Source organism: Micromonospora sp. KC213 (genome assembly GCF_004348325.1).
Lineage (GTDB): Bacteria > Actinomycetota > Actinomycetes > Mycobacteriales > Micromonosporaceae > Micromonospora.
The window spans coordinates 24,887-38,745 of sequence record NZ_SMKF01000038.1 but is presented as its reverse complement, the minus strand read 5'-3'; the positions used below and the strand labels follow the sequence as shown (position 1 = coordinate 38,745).

General features: G+C 72.8%; 12 protein-coding genes. 1 reads left to right on the top strand and 11 read right to left on the bottom strand.

From position 1 onward, the window contains the following. Positions 1-173: 173 nt before the first annotated feature. Entirely contained in the window at positions 174-767 is a 594-nt protein-coding gene (locus E1166_RS11190; RefSeq protein ID WP_132338205.1) for a LysE family transporter, read from the bottom strand. 69 nt (positions 768-836) lie between these two features. Here E1166_RS11190 and E1166_RS11185 point away from each other — a divergent pair, with 69 nt between their 5' ends. Further along, the gene (locus tag E1166_RS11185; RefSeq protein ID WP_132338203.1) at positions 837-1,721 is read left to right on the top strand and encodes a LysR family transcriptional regulator ArgP; all 885 of its coding nucleotides are present in this window, start codon (positions 837-839) and stop codon (positions 1,719-1,721) included. A gap of 7 nt (positions 1,722-1,728) precedes the next feature. Here E1166_RS11185 and E1166_RS11180 read toward each other — a convergent pair whose 3' ends face one another. The 10 genes from E1166_RS11180 to E1166_RS11135 all read right to left on the bottom strand — a co-directional run bounded on the left by E1166_RS11180 (position 1,729) and on the right by E1166_RS11135 (position 13,743). Then, positions 1,729-3,264 carry a family 43 glycosylhydrolase gene (locus tag E1166_RS11180; protein ID WP_243710299.1) on the bottom strand — a complete coding sequence of 512 codons (1,536 nt, stop codon included), beginning with the start codon at positions 3,262-3,264 and terminating at the stop codon, positions 1,729-1,731. Between the two features lie 280 nt (positions 3,265-3,544). Continuing rightward, entirely contained in the window at positions 3,545-6,580 is a 3,036-nt protein-coding gene (locus tag E1166_RS32490) for an AAA family ATPase (RefSeq protein ID WP_132338201.1), read from the bottom strand. 75 nt (positions 6,581-6,655) lie between these two features. Then, positions 6,656-7,024, bottom strand: coding sequence for a holo-ACP synthase (gene acpS, locus E1166_RS11170; RefSeq protein WP_132260522.1), 369 nt, complete (start codon positions 7,022-7,024; stop codon positions 6,656-6,658). Continuing rightward, a complete protein-coding gene (locus E1166_RS11165) occupies positions 7,008-8,246 on the bottom strand; it encodes an acyl-CoA dehydrogenase family protein (protein ID WP_207914157.1) in 1,239 nt (412 codons plus the stop codon). Before E1166_RS11165 ends, acpS begins: the two co-directional genes overlap by 17 nt. Beyond that, complete coding sequence (locus E1166_RS11160) at positions 8,239-8,841, bottom strand: hypothetical protein (RefSeq protein ID WP_132338199.1); 603 nt, start codon at positions 8,839-8,841, stop codon at positions 8,239-8,241. The genes E1166_RS11165 and E1166_RS11160 overlap by 8 nt, the downstream gene beginning before the upstream one ends. Then, the gene (locus E1166_RS11155) at positions 8,838-9,686 is read right to left on the bottom strand and encodes a hypothetical protein (protein WP_132338197.1); all 849 of its coding nucleotides are present in this window, start codon (positions 9,684-9,686) and stop codon (positions 8,838-8,840) included. Before E1166_RS11155 ends, E1166_RS11160 begins: the two co-directional genes overlap by 4 nt. Before the next feature lie 38 nt (positions 9,687-9,724). Beyond that, positions 9,725-9,982, bottom strand: a complete 258-nt coding sequence (locus E1166_RS11150; protein ID WP_132260529.1) for a phosphopantetheine-binding protein — start codon at positions 9,980-9,982, stop codon at positions 9,725-9,727. A gap of 65 nt (positions 9,983-10,047) precedes the next feature. After that, positions 10,048-11,385 (bottom strand): alanine racemase, encoded by a 1,338-nt coding sequence (locus E1166_RS11145; RefSeq protein WP_132338195.1) that lies wholly within the window; start codon positions 11,383-11,385, stop codon positions 10,048-10,050. Next, a complete protein-coding gene (locus E1166_RS11140; RefSeq protein ID WP_132338193.1) occupies positions 11,378-12,772 on the bottom strand; it encodes an ATP-grasp domain-containing protein in 1,395 nt (464 codons plus the stop codon). The genes E1166_RS11145 and E1166_RS11140 overlap by 8 nt, the downstream gene beginning before the upstream one ends. Before the next feature lie 11 nt (positions 12,773-12,783). Further along, entirely contained in the window at positions 12,784-13,743 is a 960-nt protein-coding gene (locus E1166_RS11135; RefSeq protein ID WP_132338191.1) for a 3-oxoacyl-[acyl-carrier-protein] synthase III C-terminal domain-containing protein, read from the bottom strand. Positions 13,744-13,859: the final 116 nt, after the last annotated feature.

Genomic DNA, 13,859 nt, shown 5'->3' with positions numbered 1-13,859 from the left:
GTCCAGGGCCGGGTGGTGATCGGCCTCGCGTGCGACGCGGTGGGGGCGCGGGCCGCGCCCACCGCGGTCACGGTTGTCTCGGAACATCCCTGGTGAGCACACTGGCCGCATTCGGCGCCGGCCGGTAGGCGCGTGGCCATGGATCGACCGAGTACGTCGACATCGCCGCCTGACTAGCCGAGGGCCAGCGACGTCCCGAGGGCCGCCATCACCACGGCGATCGCCCCGTCCACGACCCGCCACGCCGCCGGGCGGGCGAGCAGCGGCGCCAGCCGGCGGGCGCCGAGGCCCAGCCCGGCGAACCAGAACAGGCTCGCCGTCGCCGCCCCGGCTCCGAACGCCCACCGGTTCGGGTCATGGTGGGCAACCGTACCGAGCAGCACCACCGTGTCGAGGTAGACGTGCGGGTTGAGGAACGTGAACGCCAGGCAGGCCGACAGCGTCGCACGCAACGTGGCCGGCGGACGGTCGAGCGGGGTGAGGGCGGCGGGCCGCAGCGCCCGGCGGGCCGCCAGTACCGCGTACCCGAGCAGGAACGCGGCACCGCCTGACCGCACCGCGGTCAGCACGGTGGGCGCGTCGGCCAGGACCGCGCCCAGCCCGGCGATGCCGGCGGCCATCAACGCCGCGTCGGCGGCCGCGCAGACCGCCACGACCGGCAGGACGTGTTCACCGCGCAACCCCTGGCGCAGCACGAAGGCGTTCTGCGCCCCGATGGCGACGATCAACGCGAGGGAGAAGCCGAAGCCGGCGAGCACGGAAGCCATGGGATCCACGCTAGGATGGCCGGCTGCTGCACTCCAGCTACAGTTACTTCAGTAGCATTAGAATGGCTCATGACGCTCGACCCGGTGCAGCTCGCGACGTTCCAGGCGGTCATCGAGCAGGGCAGCTTCGACGCCGCAGCGCGGGCCCTGCACGTCACCCCGTCCGCGGTCAGCCAACGCATCAAGGCGTTGGAGCAGGTCGTCGGGCAGGTGCTGGTACGCCGCGCACGCCCGTGCGTACCCACGGACGCCGGACGGCCCCTGGTGCGCCTCGGCGGCCAGGTGGCGCTGCTGGAGGACGAAGCCCTCGAAGCCGCGCGCGGTGCGCTACGCGGCCACGCCCGCACCCGGGTCGCTGTCGTCGTCAACGCGGACTCCCTCGCCGGCTGGTTCCTGCCGGTCCTGACCGCCCTGCCGGAGGTGATCTTCGAACTGCACACCGACGACGAGGGGCACACGGCCGAACTGCTACGCGACGGCACCGTGATGGCCGGGGTCACCACCGAACGGGTCGCCGTGCAGGGGTGTCGCGTGCAACGGCTCGGCGCGATGCGCTACCTCGCCGTCGCCGCACCCGCCGGCCACCGGTCCTGGTTCGCCGGACAGGACCTCACCACGGCGTTCGCCGCCGCACCCATGATCCGCTTCAACCGCAAGGACACCCTGCAACACCGCTTCGCCCGCATGGTCACCCGGCGCGACGTCGACCCGCCGACGCACTTCGTGCCCGCGTCGGCGAGCTTCACCGAGGCGATCCGCCTCGGGCTCGGCTGGGGTCTCGTACCCGAGGCCGTCGCCCGCACCGACATCGCCGCCGGCCGTCTCGTCGAGCTGACCGGCGGCGACCACCACCTCGACGTGCCGTTGTACTGGCAGTACTGGCGTCTGGAGTCGACGGTGCTGTCGGCGCTGACAGCGGCGGTCCGGACGGCCGCCGCCGCCGCGCTGCGCTAGCCAGCCGTCATCCCGCTTCGCCGGAGGGGGCGGTGAGGGTCACGCCGAGCCGCGCCGGGACACCGAAGTTGGGGGTACCGTCGGCGTTCCAGGTGAACTTCTGCGCCCGGGCGGAGCGGTTCATGTCGCAGCCACCGCCCGCCGAACTGTTGGCGTGGTAGACGATCCAGTCCTCGGTGCCGTCCGGGGACTTGAAAAAGCCGTTGTGGCCGGGGGCGTACACGCCGTTGGCGTCGTTACGGTGGAAGACCGGGTTCGGGTGCTTGGTCCACGACGCCGCGCTCATCGGATCGCTGCCGGTGAGGGTCAGCAGGCCCAGCTTGTAGTCCGGCCCCCAGCAGGCGCTGGCGGAGTACACGATCATCGTACGGCCGTTGCGGTACAGCGGTTCGGGCCCCTCGTTGACCGGTGCGGTCTGCCGCTCCCACGACAGCGTCGGGGAGCTGATCCTGACCCGGGGACCGGTCACCGTCCACGGGTTGCTCAACCGCTGGATGAAGTTGCTCTGCCCGGCGCCGTCACCACCGTAGGTGCCCATCAGGTAGAGATTGCCGTTGACCTGGAGGACACTGGCATCCAACTGCCAGTCGTTGCCCAGATCCGCCTTGAAGGAGTACGGACCCATCGGGTCGGTACCGGCGCTCTCCAGCACGTGCAGCCGCTGCGTCGGGTTGAAGTCGGACACGTTCCGCCCGGCCACGTAGTACAGATACCACCGTGGGCCGTTCGGGCCGTTGAGCAGGTGGAACTCCGGTGCCCACATGTTGCAGCAGCCGTTGGCCCGGCCGGCGAGGTTGAACACCACCTGGTCGACGGCGCTGGCCAGGCCACCGAGTGTCGGTGACCGGCGCATGGTGATGGTCGAGTTCCAGGTCGTGGTGGCCAGGTGGTAGTAGCCGTTGTGGTACTGCAGCCACGGGTCCGGCCCGTTCTGCTTGATCGGGTTGGTGAAGGTGTTCGGCGACGGGCTTCCGGTCGGACCGCCGCCCGCCACGTTGACCAGTTGCCACTGTTGGTTGGTACCGCCGTTGTCGGTGTACTGCGAGATCCGCGCCCCGTCGGCGGTGGACCGCTCCCACACGTCCAGCGCCTTGCCGCTGTTCCGGTTGACCAGTTTGACGAAACCACCGGTGGTGTCCAGCACCGAGAACTGCTGGTTCGCTCCGTTGAGGTCGCTCCACTGCACCACGTTGGCGCCGTCGGCGATGGAGAAGTTGTAGACGTCCACGGCCTTGCCACTGTGCCGGGCACGGATCCGGTGGTAGCCGCCGCCGGAGCTGACGAACTGGAACTGCTGGCTCGTCTCGTTGGCCCGGGTGACCTGCACCAGCCCCGCACCGTCGGCGGTGGACCCCCCGCTGACGCTCATCGCGAGCCCGCTGTGCCGCGACACGATCTGATACCAGGCGTTCGGATCGATGGTCACCGCGTACGCGTCGTTCTGGCCCACCACGGCGGCCGACGCCACGGCGACCGTGCCGACCACGGCGATCGTCACCGCCCGCCACAGCAGCCGGTGCCGGACCACGTCCATTCTGCTCATCGAGGTTCCTTCCGGGGGACGGGCTTCGGGGCGAAGCATGGATCTGGCATTCGGGTGCCGGGCGTCGCCTCGACCTGAATGTGGTGGTGCCGGGTCCTGACAGAGCAGATCCGGCTCAACGCCGGCGGCAGGACCAGGGGCGGTACCCGGTGGCCGGGCGAAAGTCGTCTATGTCAGCCGCTGGAAGCAGCATGAAGCGACGCTCGTCGCTACGCAAGAGCGGCGGCCCGACCAGCCGACGGTCCACCCACGTCGCGCCGGTCCGGCCGGGCCGGTGGCGTCACGACGACTGCGCCTGCGGCAACCCGGCCAGGTGGACCCGGCGTACCAGGGCCGCCCGGTTGGTGACACCGAGTTTGGTGAACACGTGGGACAGGTGCATCTCCACGGTCTTCTGGGTGACGAACAGCCGCGCGGCCACCTGCCGGTTGGTCAGCCCTTCGCTGACCAACGTCGCCACCTGTGTCTCCCGCTTCGTGAGGGCCGAGTGCCCCGGCTGGCGGCGGGACTTCCGGGCGCCGGTCGGGGCGTCGGCCAGCAGCCGCCGCCGCTCGCTGTTCGCCTGACGGGCGAACAGCCGGGCACCGCAGCGCGTGAACAACTCCTCGGCCAGCCGCAACGCACCGCCGGCGCGGTCCGGGTCACCCTCGGCCACCAGGGCCCGCGCGGCGATCACGTGGGCGTGCGCCGCGTCCAACGGCATCCGGGCCCGGACAAGCGCCTCCGCCGCACCCTGGGCGGCGACGACCGCGGCGGCGGGATCCCGCAGCGCCAGGATCCGGGCGGCCGCGGACGCGGCCAGCGCGCTGCGGCTCGGTTGCCCGAGCCGACCGGCCACCTCGCCGGCGCGCGTCGCCCACCGGGCCGCCTCGGCGGGGTCGTCCCCGGCCAACGCGGCACGGGTGAACAGCTCGTACCAGCCCACCTGCGACCACGGCTCCAGTTCGGGCAGGCCGGCGGCCGAGGCCACGGCCAGGCAGCCGGACGGGTCTCCCAGGGCGAGTCGGGTCTCCGCGTACGCGGCCAGTGCCAGGGTGCCCGGCAGACCGACGACGGGCGGGGCGAGGGTCGGTGGTGCCGACGCCGGGGGACAGCCGGTGCCACCGACTCCGGTCCAGACGTCCAACAATCCCGCCGTCGTCGTCGCCACCGAGTGCAGCTCGCGACACTGCGTGCGGGACGCCAGCCGCAGTGCCCGCGCGCAGTCGGCGGCCGCCTCCACCAGCCGCCCGCTGCACCGGTAGGCCAGGATCCGGGCACAGAGCAGGTGCAGCAGCGGAAAGTAGCGACCGGCTCCGCGGGAGACGTCGATGGCACGGCTGAGGTGGTGCACCGCGGAGTCGAAACGGTCCAGCAGAATCTCGCTCCACCCCACCCAGACGGCACTCTCCGGCCCCTCCCTGAGGTCTCCGTCCAGGGTCGCGTCGAGCAACGCGGCGGCCCGATCGGTCTCGCCGCGCGCCGCACGGTTGCCCCTCAGGTGGCTGGCGGCCGCGAGCAGCCCCAGCGCGTGCGCCCGTACCGTCGCCGGCACGGCCCCGGCGTGCCGGACGGCGCCCAGCGCGCCGGCCGCCCAGCGGCGGGCCTGCCCGGCCCGGCCGCTGGTCAGCTCCACCCCGGCCAGGGCCAGCGCGAGGGCCACCCGGTCGCCCGGGCGAGCGCCGTCGGACGGCGTCAGGCCGGCACGCAGCAGCGCCGCCGCCTCATCCCGCCGGCCGAGTTGGCGTTCGAGCCGGGCACACAGCAGGATGGCACCGGCCCGGGCCGGTGACGGGTGGTCGTCCACCATCCGCAGGGCCTCGTGCAGCACGGCCCGTGCCGTCCTCGGATGACCCGCGGCACCCAGCGCCCGGCCGAGCCGCACACGTAGCGCGATCCGGCGCTCGGCGGTCTCCGCGGTCGCCGGGAGCAGCCGGATGGCGGCGCCGAGCCACCGGACCGCCGTGTCGGGGGCCCGGTCGACCACCGTCTCGGCCGCCTCGCTGAGCGCCTCGACGGCGGCGACGTCGCCGGGCACGGCCAGCCGCACCAGGTGCGGCGCCCGGACCGCCGCCGCGGCCCGACGGCCTTGCAACGCCGCCAGCGCGCGGGCGTGTGCCGCCAGTCGCCAGCCGGCGTCGGTGGCCAGGTACGCCGCGTGCTGGACGACCCGGTGGCGAAACGCGAAGCATCCGCCGCCGGGCACCGGACGCAACAGATCGGCGGCGACGAGTTCGTCGATGGCCACCGGCACCTGCTCGGCGGCGATCCCGCCGACCTCCGCGAGCAGGCCGGTGTCGACCGGCTCCGGCCCGAGTACCGCCGCGGCGGAGGCGACCAGACGGGCCGTGGTGGACAGCAGTTCGAGTTCGGCCGCCAACGCGCTTTCCACGTCGGGTGGGAACGCCCCCAGTTCCAGGTGCTCGCTCGTCGGGCCGGCGGGCAGCGCCGAGGCCAGCAGCGCCGACAGGTACCGTGGATTGCCCCCCGACAGGTCGTACAGCACCCCGCGCCGGCCCGCCGAGAGCGGCACCTGCGTCAACGCGTCGAGGTGGCACTCCGCGAGCGGCCCCACCGCGACCCTGGTCACCTGGCCGGCGGTGTCCAACGCCAGGCGCAGCCGGGCCGGCGACTGGCGGCGGCGGTGCGCCACGACGAGCAGCAGCGGGGTACGCGGTGGCGCGTCGAGCAGGTGGCAGAGCAGGTCGATGGTGGCCCGGTCGCCGTTGTGCAGGTCGTCCACCGTGATCAGCAACGGTCGGTCGGCCGCCAACACCTCCAGCAGAAGACGCACGGCGCGCAACTGCCGGGCGGCTGCCGGCACGCCGGCGGGCGCGAGCGAGCGGGCCCCGGACAGGCGCAGCGACGGGAAGATGTTGTTGAGCAGGTCCGCGTGGTCGGGCCGGATCTCGGCCAGCCGGGCCTGCGGCGCTCGGGCCAGGTACGGGTCGAGCGCGTCGACGAGCGCCGCCATCGGCACATCCGAGCCCGGGGCCGGAGCGCGGCCGTTGAGCACCTGCACCCCGTTGGCCCGCGCCAGACCGGCGACATGATCCAGCAGGCTGGTCTTGCCGATCCCCGGCTCCCCGGCCACCTCGACGATCCGTCCATCGCCCTCGACCAGGGCGCTCACCGCCGCCGCCAGCGCCGCGCACTCCGCCTCCCGGCCCACCAGCTGCCGGCGCCGCCCGCCGCCGCCCGCCAGCTCCGGACCGACCGGATCAGACAGGTGCTCGACGCCGGCCACCCGGGACAGCTCCACGCCAGGCGTGCGGGGCAGGTCCCGGTCGGCCGGTCTCCGGCGGTACGGGTGCGAGCGGATCGGGGATGGAATCACGTCGTACTCCTTGGCACGGGGACGGGCGGTGCGGCGGGGCGCCGGCCCGGCGGTGGTCGAGTCGGCAACCGTGTCTCACCAGCCCGCGGCGACGACGGCCACCAGATCCCGTTTGTGGGTGACGGAAACGCTCACGTGAGTGATCGAAACCGATCGGGCGGCATGGGCGGCGCTGCCCCGCAACACGACCGTCGGTCGCCCCCCGGAATCACGCAGCAACGCGATGTCCCGGGGGGCGACCCCCTCGAACAGGCCGGTGCCCAGCACCTTGAGCACCGCCTCCTTCGCGGCGAACCGCCCGGCCAGGTACTCCCGACGCCGGCTGTCGCCCAACGTCTCGGCGTGGGCCAGTTCGTCGGCGGCGAAGACGTACCGGACGAACCAGGCCCGCCGCAGCAGCCGGTCCAGCTCGTCCAGCCTTACCAGGTCAATGCCGAGGCGCACCGTCGACCGCCCGTTCCGGCGCAAGCGGGCGGTCCGTCGGCCCCGTGCCGCGCAGCAGGCTCTGGAAGACCGCCAAGGCGTGCAGGTTCGTCGTCCCCTCCATCAGCTCGAACGCCCGCACGTCGCGGTAGACCTTCTCCAGCCAGGGATGCTCCAGCAGGGAGGCGGGGCCCAGCAGCTCGGCCACGAGCCGGGTGGCGTCCTCGGCCACCCGCGCCGCCCGGGCCTTGACCGCGCCGATCGCGGCCACGTCGACCGTACCGGCGTCGATGTCGGCGGCCACCGCGTACGTCCGGTGCCGCACCGCGGCGATGCGGTCCTCGATCCCGTCGAGCCGGTCACCGTCGCGCCGGGGCAGCGACCGGCGGTGCGTACGCAGGTAGTCACAGGCCGCCTGGGCGCAGCCGATCGCCATCGCCGCGATGCCCGGCCGGAACCGGTAGAGGATGTACGTGGCGCCGTAGAGCCCGCGCCGGCTCGGCGGGCGGTGCGCGCCGAGCAGGTCCTGCGGGGCGACGAAGACGTCCTGGAAGCGCAGCCGGCTGATCCGCGCGCCGCGCAGCCCGACGGTGGGCAGCAGCTCACCGCTGAACCCCGGCGCGGTGGTGTCCAGCAGCACCGCCTCGATCCCCCACGGTCCGGGGGCCCGCCGGCAGAACACCACCCCGAGCTGAGCACGCGCGCCGTTGCCGATGTAGCACTTCACCCCGTTGAGCAGCCAGCCGCCGCCGGGCACCGGGGTCAGCGTGGTCTCCAGTTCCAGTGCCGCCGAGCCCTTGCCCGGCTCGGTCAGGGCGAAGAACGTGTGCGTGGGCGCTGCGGACAACCGACCGAAGTAGCGCTGCCGCTGCGCATCATCGGCAAGTGCCTGGACGACTCCGCCGGACAGTGACGGCCCGGGACTGGCGAGGAGCACGTTCGGATCGCCGTAGGAAACCTGTTCGGTGGCGACGACCTGACCGAGGACCGTGCTGCTCGCCTCGACCAGCCGGGCCGGGAACTCCCCGACCGACCGGTACTGCGGCGGAAGCATCCCCTGCACGGGGAACCGCACCTGCGGCTCGTCGAGGAACTCGACGATGGCATCCGGGTCCCGGTCCAGCCGCCGGCCGATTTCCCGTAGCCGCCCGGCCATCGCCGCGCAGTGGTCGGCCAGTTCCCGAATCCGCTCGTCGAGCAGGTCCGCCCCGGCGGACGGGGCGGCCTCGCGAAGCTCATTCATCGGCGTCCTCCGTGTCGGGGTGCAGGTAGACGTTGCCGGCGACCTCGGCCAGGTGCAGGTCGCCGGCCGGTCCGTCGGCGAGGAAACCGCTGGCGCCCAGCAGCCGCAGCAGGTCCCGGCCGATGCCGACCAGACGCAGGTGGCAGCGCCACCGGGCGGCCCGGTCGGCGTGCCGGCGGATCTGCGGCACGGCCGCGTCCTCGGCCAGCCGCAGCGCGATGTCGGCCAACTGACCGGCGACGAGCTGCTTGGCCAGCAGGGTGGTGTCACCCGACGTACGTCCCTCGAGGTGCCGCAGCGCGTGCCCGAGCGTGGCGTGCAGCAACTCACGGTGCGCGTCCAGCAGGCCGGCGGCGAAGCGGTCGGCGGCCGGCCCCTCGCCGAAGGCGGACTCGGGCGTGGCGTCGGTGACCGCCAGGCCGAAGCGGGTCAGCGGCCCGGGTGGCACGCCGGGCAGGGCCACCGTGGAGGCCAGGACGTGGCCGGTGGGGGACGCGACCAGCCGGCCGGGCGCGGCCCGCCCGTGCAGCGAGTCCAGGACGAAAGCGTACGGCGTGGCCGCCGCTGGCGGCGGCACGGGCGCTGCCCGGTTCACGATCGGACCTCCCTGCGATCGGACGTACCGGTGTTGACGAGTACGGCGAGCTGGCTGCGGCCGGTGCGCGGATCGGTGTCGCACAGGACGAGGCTGGCGTAGCGGCGGGCCCATTCCTCGTGGTGGCGGGCCAGGTCGAGCCAGACGCTGGTGCAGTAGCTGCCCGGCTCGCACCGGTGCACCGGCAAATCGACGGCGTCGAGCTGGTCAGCCGCCGGCCAGGGACCGGCGACCAGCAACGCCGGCCCGGGCGGTAGGGCCGGACGCCGGCTGGCCAGCAGTTCCCCGAGCGGTACCCCGTCGCCGGTGGCCTCGGTGCCGACGAAGCGAAAGCCGGTGCCGGTGCCGGTGCCGAAGTACAGCAGGACGGCGCTGTCCACCAGGGGCGTGTCGTGCACGAGCGGGTCCCGGTAGGGCAGTGTGGTCTGCTCGCAGACGAACAGGGCGAGGCTGGTTGCCTGCCCCGCCCGGTGGTGAGCCTCGGCGATCCGCAGGGCGGTGAACGGTGCCCGCAGTCCCTGCTCGGAGACGGCGAAGCTACGGCTGTGGCCACCCATCAGGGCGTTGAGCCGGGTGGTGACGGTCTTGAGCGGGTAACGGTCGGGCAGTCCGTAGGCCAGCAGCAGCAGGTCGGGCACGCCGATCGGGCTCGGGCACCGGCCGATCAGCTCCTCGGCCAGTTCCCGGAACCCGATGTTCCGGGACTGCTTCATCAGATCCTCGTCGACCTCGATGCCGTACGGCGCGAGCAGGTCCCGTTGGTAGGCGAGCAGTCCCTCGTCGCGCTCGTACGGGTTGCCGTCGAGACGCACGAGGGCCGCCGCGCCGCGCAGGGTCAGGGGCATGGCCAGGTCCTCCGTGGTGGAGCGGGCGGCGGCACGGCTCAGGACGTCACCTTCGGCGTACGCTCCAGGAAGTCCGTCAGCGTGCCGATGGTGCGGAAGTCGTCCATGTCCAGCTTCTCGGGATCAACCTCGATGCCGATGTTGTCCTCCAGGGCCATGAGCAGCTCGAGGATGGCGGTGGAGTCCAGGTGCATGTCCTCGAAGAGGCGGGTGCTCTCGGGCAGCGGACCGAAGTCACGCATCAACACCTCGGTCAGCGCACCCTGGATGTTCTTGACGATCTCGTTGCGTTCCATCGGTTCTTCCTCTCGGGAACGATCCGGCCGACCGGCGGCCGGGCATGACGCGGTGGGACATCGACTCAGGGGATCGGCGACGCGGCCGGGGCCGGAGTCGCAACCGGTACGGCGGGATCGACGAGGCGCTGTGGTCGGAGCAGGTCGTCGACGGTGTCGGCCCGGCGCACCAGGTGCGCCACGCCGTCGAGGACGAGCACCTCGGCCGGGTGGCCGTGGCTGAGGAAGAGCACCGGAGACGCGCTCGGCCCGTACGCGCCGGAGCGCTCGACGCCGATCAGGTCGCCCGGGCGGACCTCGGGCAGCGCCACCTGCTTGCCGATCACGTCGTTGGGCGTGCAGAGCGGCCCGGTGACCGTGTACTGGCGGACCGGCGGCTCGGCCGGTCGGGTCAGCGACCGGATGGGGAAGTTCCGCTTGACGAAGCTGCCGATGCCGACCGCCGCCATGTGGTGGTTGGTGCCGCCGTCGGCGACGACGAACCATTCGCCGCGCGACGCCTTGACCTGCCGGGCACGGACCACGTAGGTGCCCGCCCAGCCGATGAGGTAGCGACCCAGCTCGGTGATGACCCGGGTCTGCGGGTGATCGACGCGGAACCGCGCGACGGCGGCGTTGAACCCCTCGGCCACCGTCTCGACGTCCAGGTCGGACTCCTTGTCGAAGTACGGCACGCCGAACCCGCCGCCGACGTCGACGAGGTCGAGCGGAAGATCCAGCGCGGCGGCCAACTCCGCCGCGGCGGTGAGCACGCCGCGGGTGTTGTGCACGATGTCCGCGGCGTCGAGGATCCGGGTGCCCATGTAGGCGTGCAGGCCGACGACCCGTACGTGGCGTAGCGCCTTGAGGGTCGGGCCGGCCTCGGCAACCAGTTCCTGGTCGATGCCGAACTGGCGGGGCTTGCCGCCCATCGCCAACCGGGAGCCCTTGGTGACGAACGCCGGGTTGACCCGCAGCACGACCCGGACGTAACGGCTACCGCTGCCGGTGTCGGGCAGTGCCGCCGCCATGGCCTCGACGGTGGCGACCTCGTCGAGGGACTCGCACACGATCGCGCCGATGTCGTGCTCCAGGCAGGCGGCCAGCTCGGCGGCGGACTTGCCCGGTCCGAGGAAGATGATGTCCCGCGCCGGCACCCCGGCGCGGCGGGCGGTGACCAGTTCGGCCAGGGAGGAGACCTCGGCGCCGGCGCCCAGCGAGTGCAGGAGCGCGCAGACGCTGATGTTCGGGTTGGCCTTGAGCGAGTAGTAGATCTCGACCGACGGGTCGAGCAGGTCGCGCAGCCGCCGGTAGGTCGCGCGGATGATCGCACCGTCGTAGAGGTACAGCGGAGTGCCGTACCGGTCGGCCAGTTCGGCGACGGGTACGCCCTGGACGGTGTGGCCGTTGGCCGGCTCAGTCATGGCTCTCCTCGGGCAGCGACAGGGTGGTGACGGCGGCCCGCACGGCCCCGTCGAGTTCGGCCAACCGGTCCCGGTCGGGGGCGATCAGCAGGGCGTACAGCCGCCCGTCGAACGGCTCCGGCGGGCCACCGGCGCCGACGGGCACGAGCGCGTTCGCGTTGACGGTGGCGAAACAGGTGACCAGCACCCGCGTCGCGGGCCAGCCGGCGCGGACGCCGTCTAGGACGCGCCGTACGGCGGCGAACTCCAGGGGGGCCGCGAGTCGCAGCGGGTAGTGCCGGGCCAGCGCGACGGTGCCGGGCGGCTGGCACAGCTCCGTGATCGCCCCCTGGTAGGTGGACATGTTCAGCCGCGCGTTGATCTCCAGCACCGGGTAGAGCGTCTCGTCGGCGCCCACGATGGCGTCCACGCCCACCACCCCGTGGTAGCCGTCGGCGTGCAGCCGGGCCGCCACCTGAGCGGCGGCGTGCTCGATCTGCCGGTACTGCTCGGCGCTGAGGTCGGCCGGCATCAGGTGGCCCTGGTGCACGCCCTGCGCGGTCAGCGCCTGCTTGACGAAGTCCAGGGCCGCCCGCCCGTCGCGTCCGATGGTGATCTGGTAGTTCAGGTCACACCGCTTGGGTAGCCACTCCTCGACGACCACCTGCATCCGGTCGTCGCCGGTGCGGGCCGCCCGCCGGTCCACCATCCGCAGCAGTTGCGCCGCCCGGGTCGGGTTGTCGAGCACCAGCAACCCCTTGCCGGAGACACCGTAGGCGTCCTTGACCACCAGCGGTTGCCCGGACTCCAGCCGGCCCTGGTATCGCGCCAGCACGTCGGTCAGTTCCTGCCGGGTCTCGCAGCAGGCGCCGGGCACCGGGCGCAGGCCGGCCGCGTCGGTCAGCCGCCGGCCGTAGACCTTGCTGTTGACCCGTTCGACCACCTGGGCGCCCGGTCCGGCCAGGAGGATGCCGCATCGGCGGGCGAGCTCCTCCTCGTCACTGGTGGTACCCATCGGCAGCAGGTGGGCGCCGTCCCCGCCGAGCCGGCGAAGCTGGTCGAGCAGGACCGGCGAGTCCAGCGCGTTCCGGGTGGTGGAGCGCCCGGGCTGGCAGTTCTCGGGCACCAGCACGGTGGGCAGGGCCAGGCCCTGCTCGGTCAGATAGTCCTGGTATCCGGGGTCGGGCGGGCGGCTGAGCACCAGCGTGTCGTCCGGGCCGGCGAGCAGTACACCGAGTTCCTCCATGGCGGCGACCAGCGGGCGGGCGGCGTTCGCGGGCGGCGCGGGGAGCCCGACGTGTCCCCGTGCCCACTGCGCCTCGGCCTCGAAGTTGCACACCAGCACCAGCGGCGTATCGGGAGCCCCGGTCAGCGCCCGCTTGATCTCGCGGAGGTATCGGGTGAACATGATCGGCTCCCTCAGCACTCGACGACCATGGCGGAGTAGGTGGCACCGAGACCGACGGCGGTGACCAGGTAGCGCCCCCCGGCAACCAGCGCACCCTGGCGGGCGAGCGTCGCCAGGTTGAGAAACGGGTCGGTGCACGAACAGTGCGAGAACTCCCCGACGTTGTCCAGGAAGACCCGGTCCCGGGCCAGCCCCAGGGTGGCGCAGATGGTGACCCAGGAGGAGATGTTGACGTTGTGCGGGACGACCAACGTCAGGTCGTCCAGCTCCAGCCCGGCGGCGTCCAGCGCCTCCTGGATCACTGCGATCAGGTGGGTGTGGTAGGTGCTGCCGAAGCGGTGCAGGGCCTCGCCGGCGAGCTGGTACCCGTCGAAGAACTCGCCCACCGTGCGCGCCGCGTACGACAGGACGCGGGTGCCCTCGCCACCGAGGCCCACCAGGCAGGCCGACGACGCCTCGCCGATGATCGAGGTGTTCCAGAGCACCCGGACGGCCCGGGTGAACGGCTGTTCCCCGGTGAGCACGAGCGCGAGGGCCGTCGGGTCGCCGTCGGCGCGCAGCAGCTCGCCGGCGACCTCCACGGCGAGCAGGCCGCTGGCGCAGGCGTGCTGGGTCACCGCGAACGCCTCGGCCCCGGTGAGGCCGAGCCGTTCACGCAGCGCGTCCGCCGCGATCATGGTGGTGGGCGTGAGGTCCTGCGCGGTGTGGGCGAAGATCAGGTAACGGATCCGGTCGCGTTCGGCGACGGTGGCCAGCAGCGCGTCCGCCGGCGGGCAGACCAGGTCGAGGAGCCCGAGGTCGGGGTCGCTGCGCATCCGGTTCAGCCCACGGATCCGCCGGAACAGCCGGGTCTGGTAGCGGTTGAGCCCCAGCTCGGCGGCGATCTCCTCCACGGTGACCGAGCGTTCCGGCGCGAAGGCCGCCACCTGACGCAGGACGACATCGGGCCGGGTCGGTGCCAGCGAGGTCATGGTGCGGCCACCCCTCGGGTCAATTATTGATCGTTAGACGCCACTACGTTAGGGAGCCGGTCACGGGCAGGCAATGGGGTAATCCCCAGGTTCCCGAGGGCCGGGAATCCCGGACC

Excerpts from the sequence above, each read along its gene's own strand:
- E1166_RS11145 (WP_132338195.1), bottom strand. The coding sequence starts at position 11,385 with ATGACTGAGCCGGCCAACGGCCACACCGTCCAGGGCGTACCCGTCGCC.
- E1166_RS11185 (WP_132338203.1), top strand. The coding sequence starts at position 837 with ATGACGCTCGACCCGGTGCAGCTCGCGACGTTCCAGGCGGTCATCGAG.
- E1166_RS11150 (WP_132260529.1), bottom strand. The coding sequence starts at position 9,982 with ATGGAACGCAACGAGATCGTCAAGAACATCCAGGGTGCGCTGACCGAG.
- E1166_RS11190 (WP_132338205.1), bottom strand. The coding sequence starts at position 767 with ATGGCTTCCGTGCTCGCCGGCTTCGGCTTCTCCCTCGCGTTGATCGTC.
- E1166_RS11140 (WP_132338193.1), bottom strand. The coding sequence starts at position 12,772 with ATGTTCACCCGATACCTCCGCGAGATCAAGCGGGCGCTGACCGGGGCT.
- E1166_RS11165 (WP_207914157.1), bottom strand. The coding sequence starts at position 8,246 with ATGAATGAGCTTCGCGAGGCCGCCCCGTCCGCCGGGGCGGACCTGCTC.
- E1166_RS11155 (WP_132338197.1), bottom strand. The coding sequence starts at position 9,686 with ATGCCCCTGACCCTGCGCGGCGCGGCGGCCCTCGTGCGTCTCGACGGC.
- E1166_RS11135 (WP_132338191.1), bottom strand. The coding sequence starts at position 13,743 with ATGACCTCGCTGGCACCGACCCGGCCCGATGTCGTCCTGCGTCAGGTG.
- E1166_RS11180 (WP_243710299.1), bottom strand. The coding sequence starts at position 3,264 with ATGAGCAGAATGGACGTGGTCCGGCACCGGCTGCTGTGGCGGGCGGTG.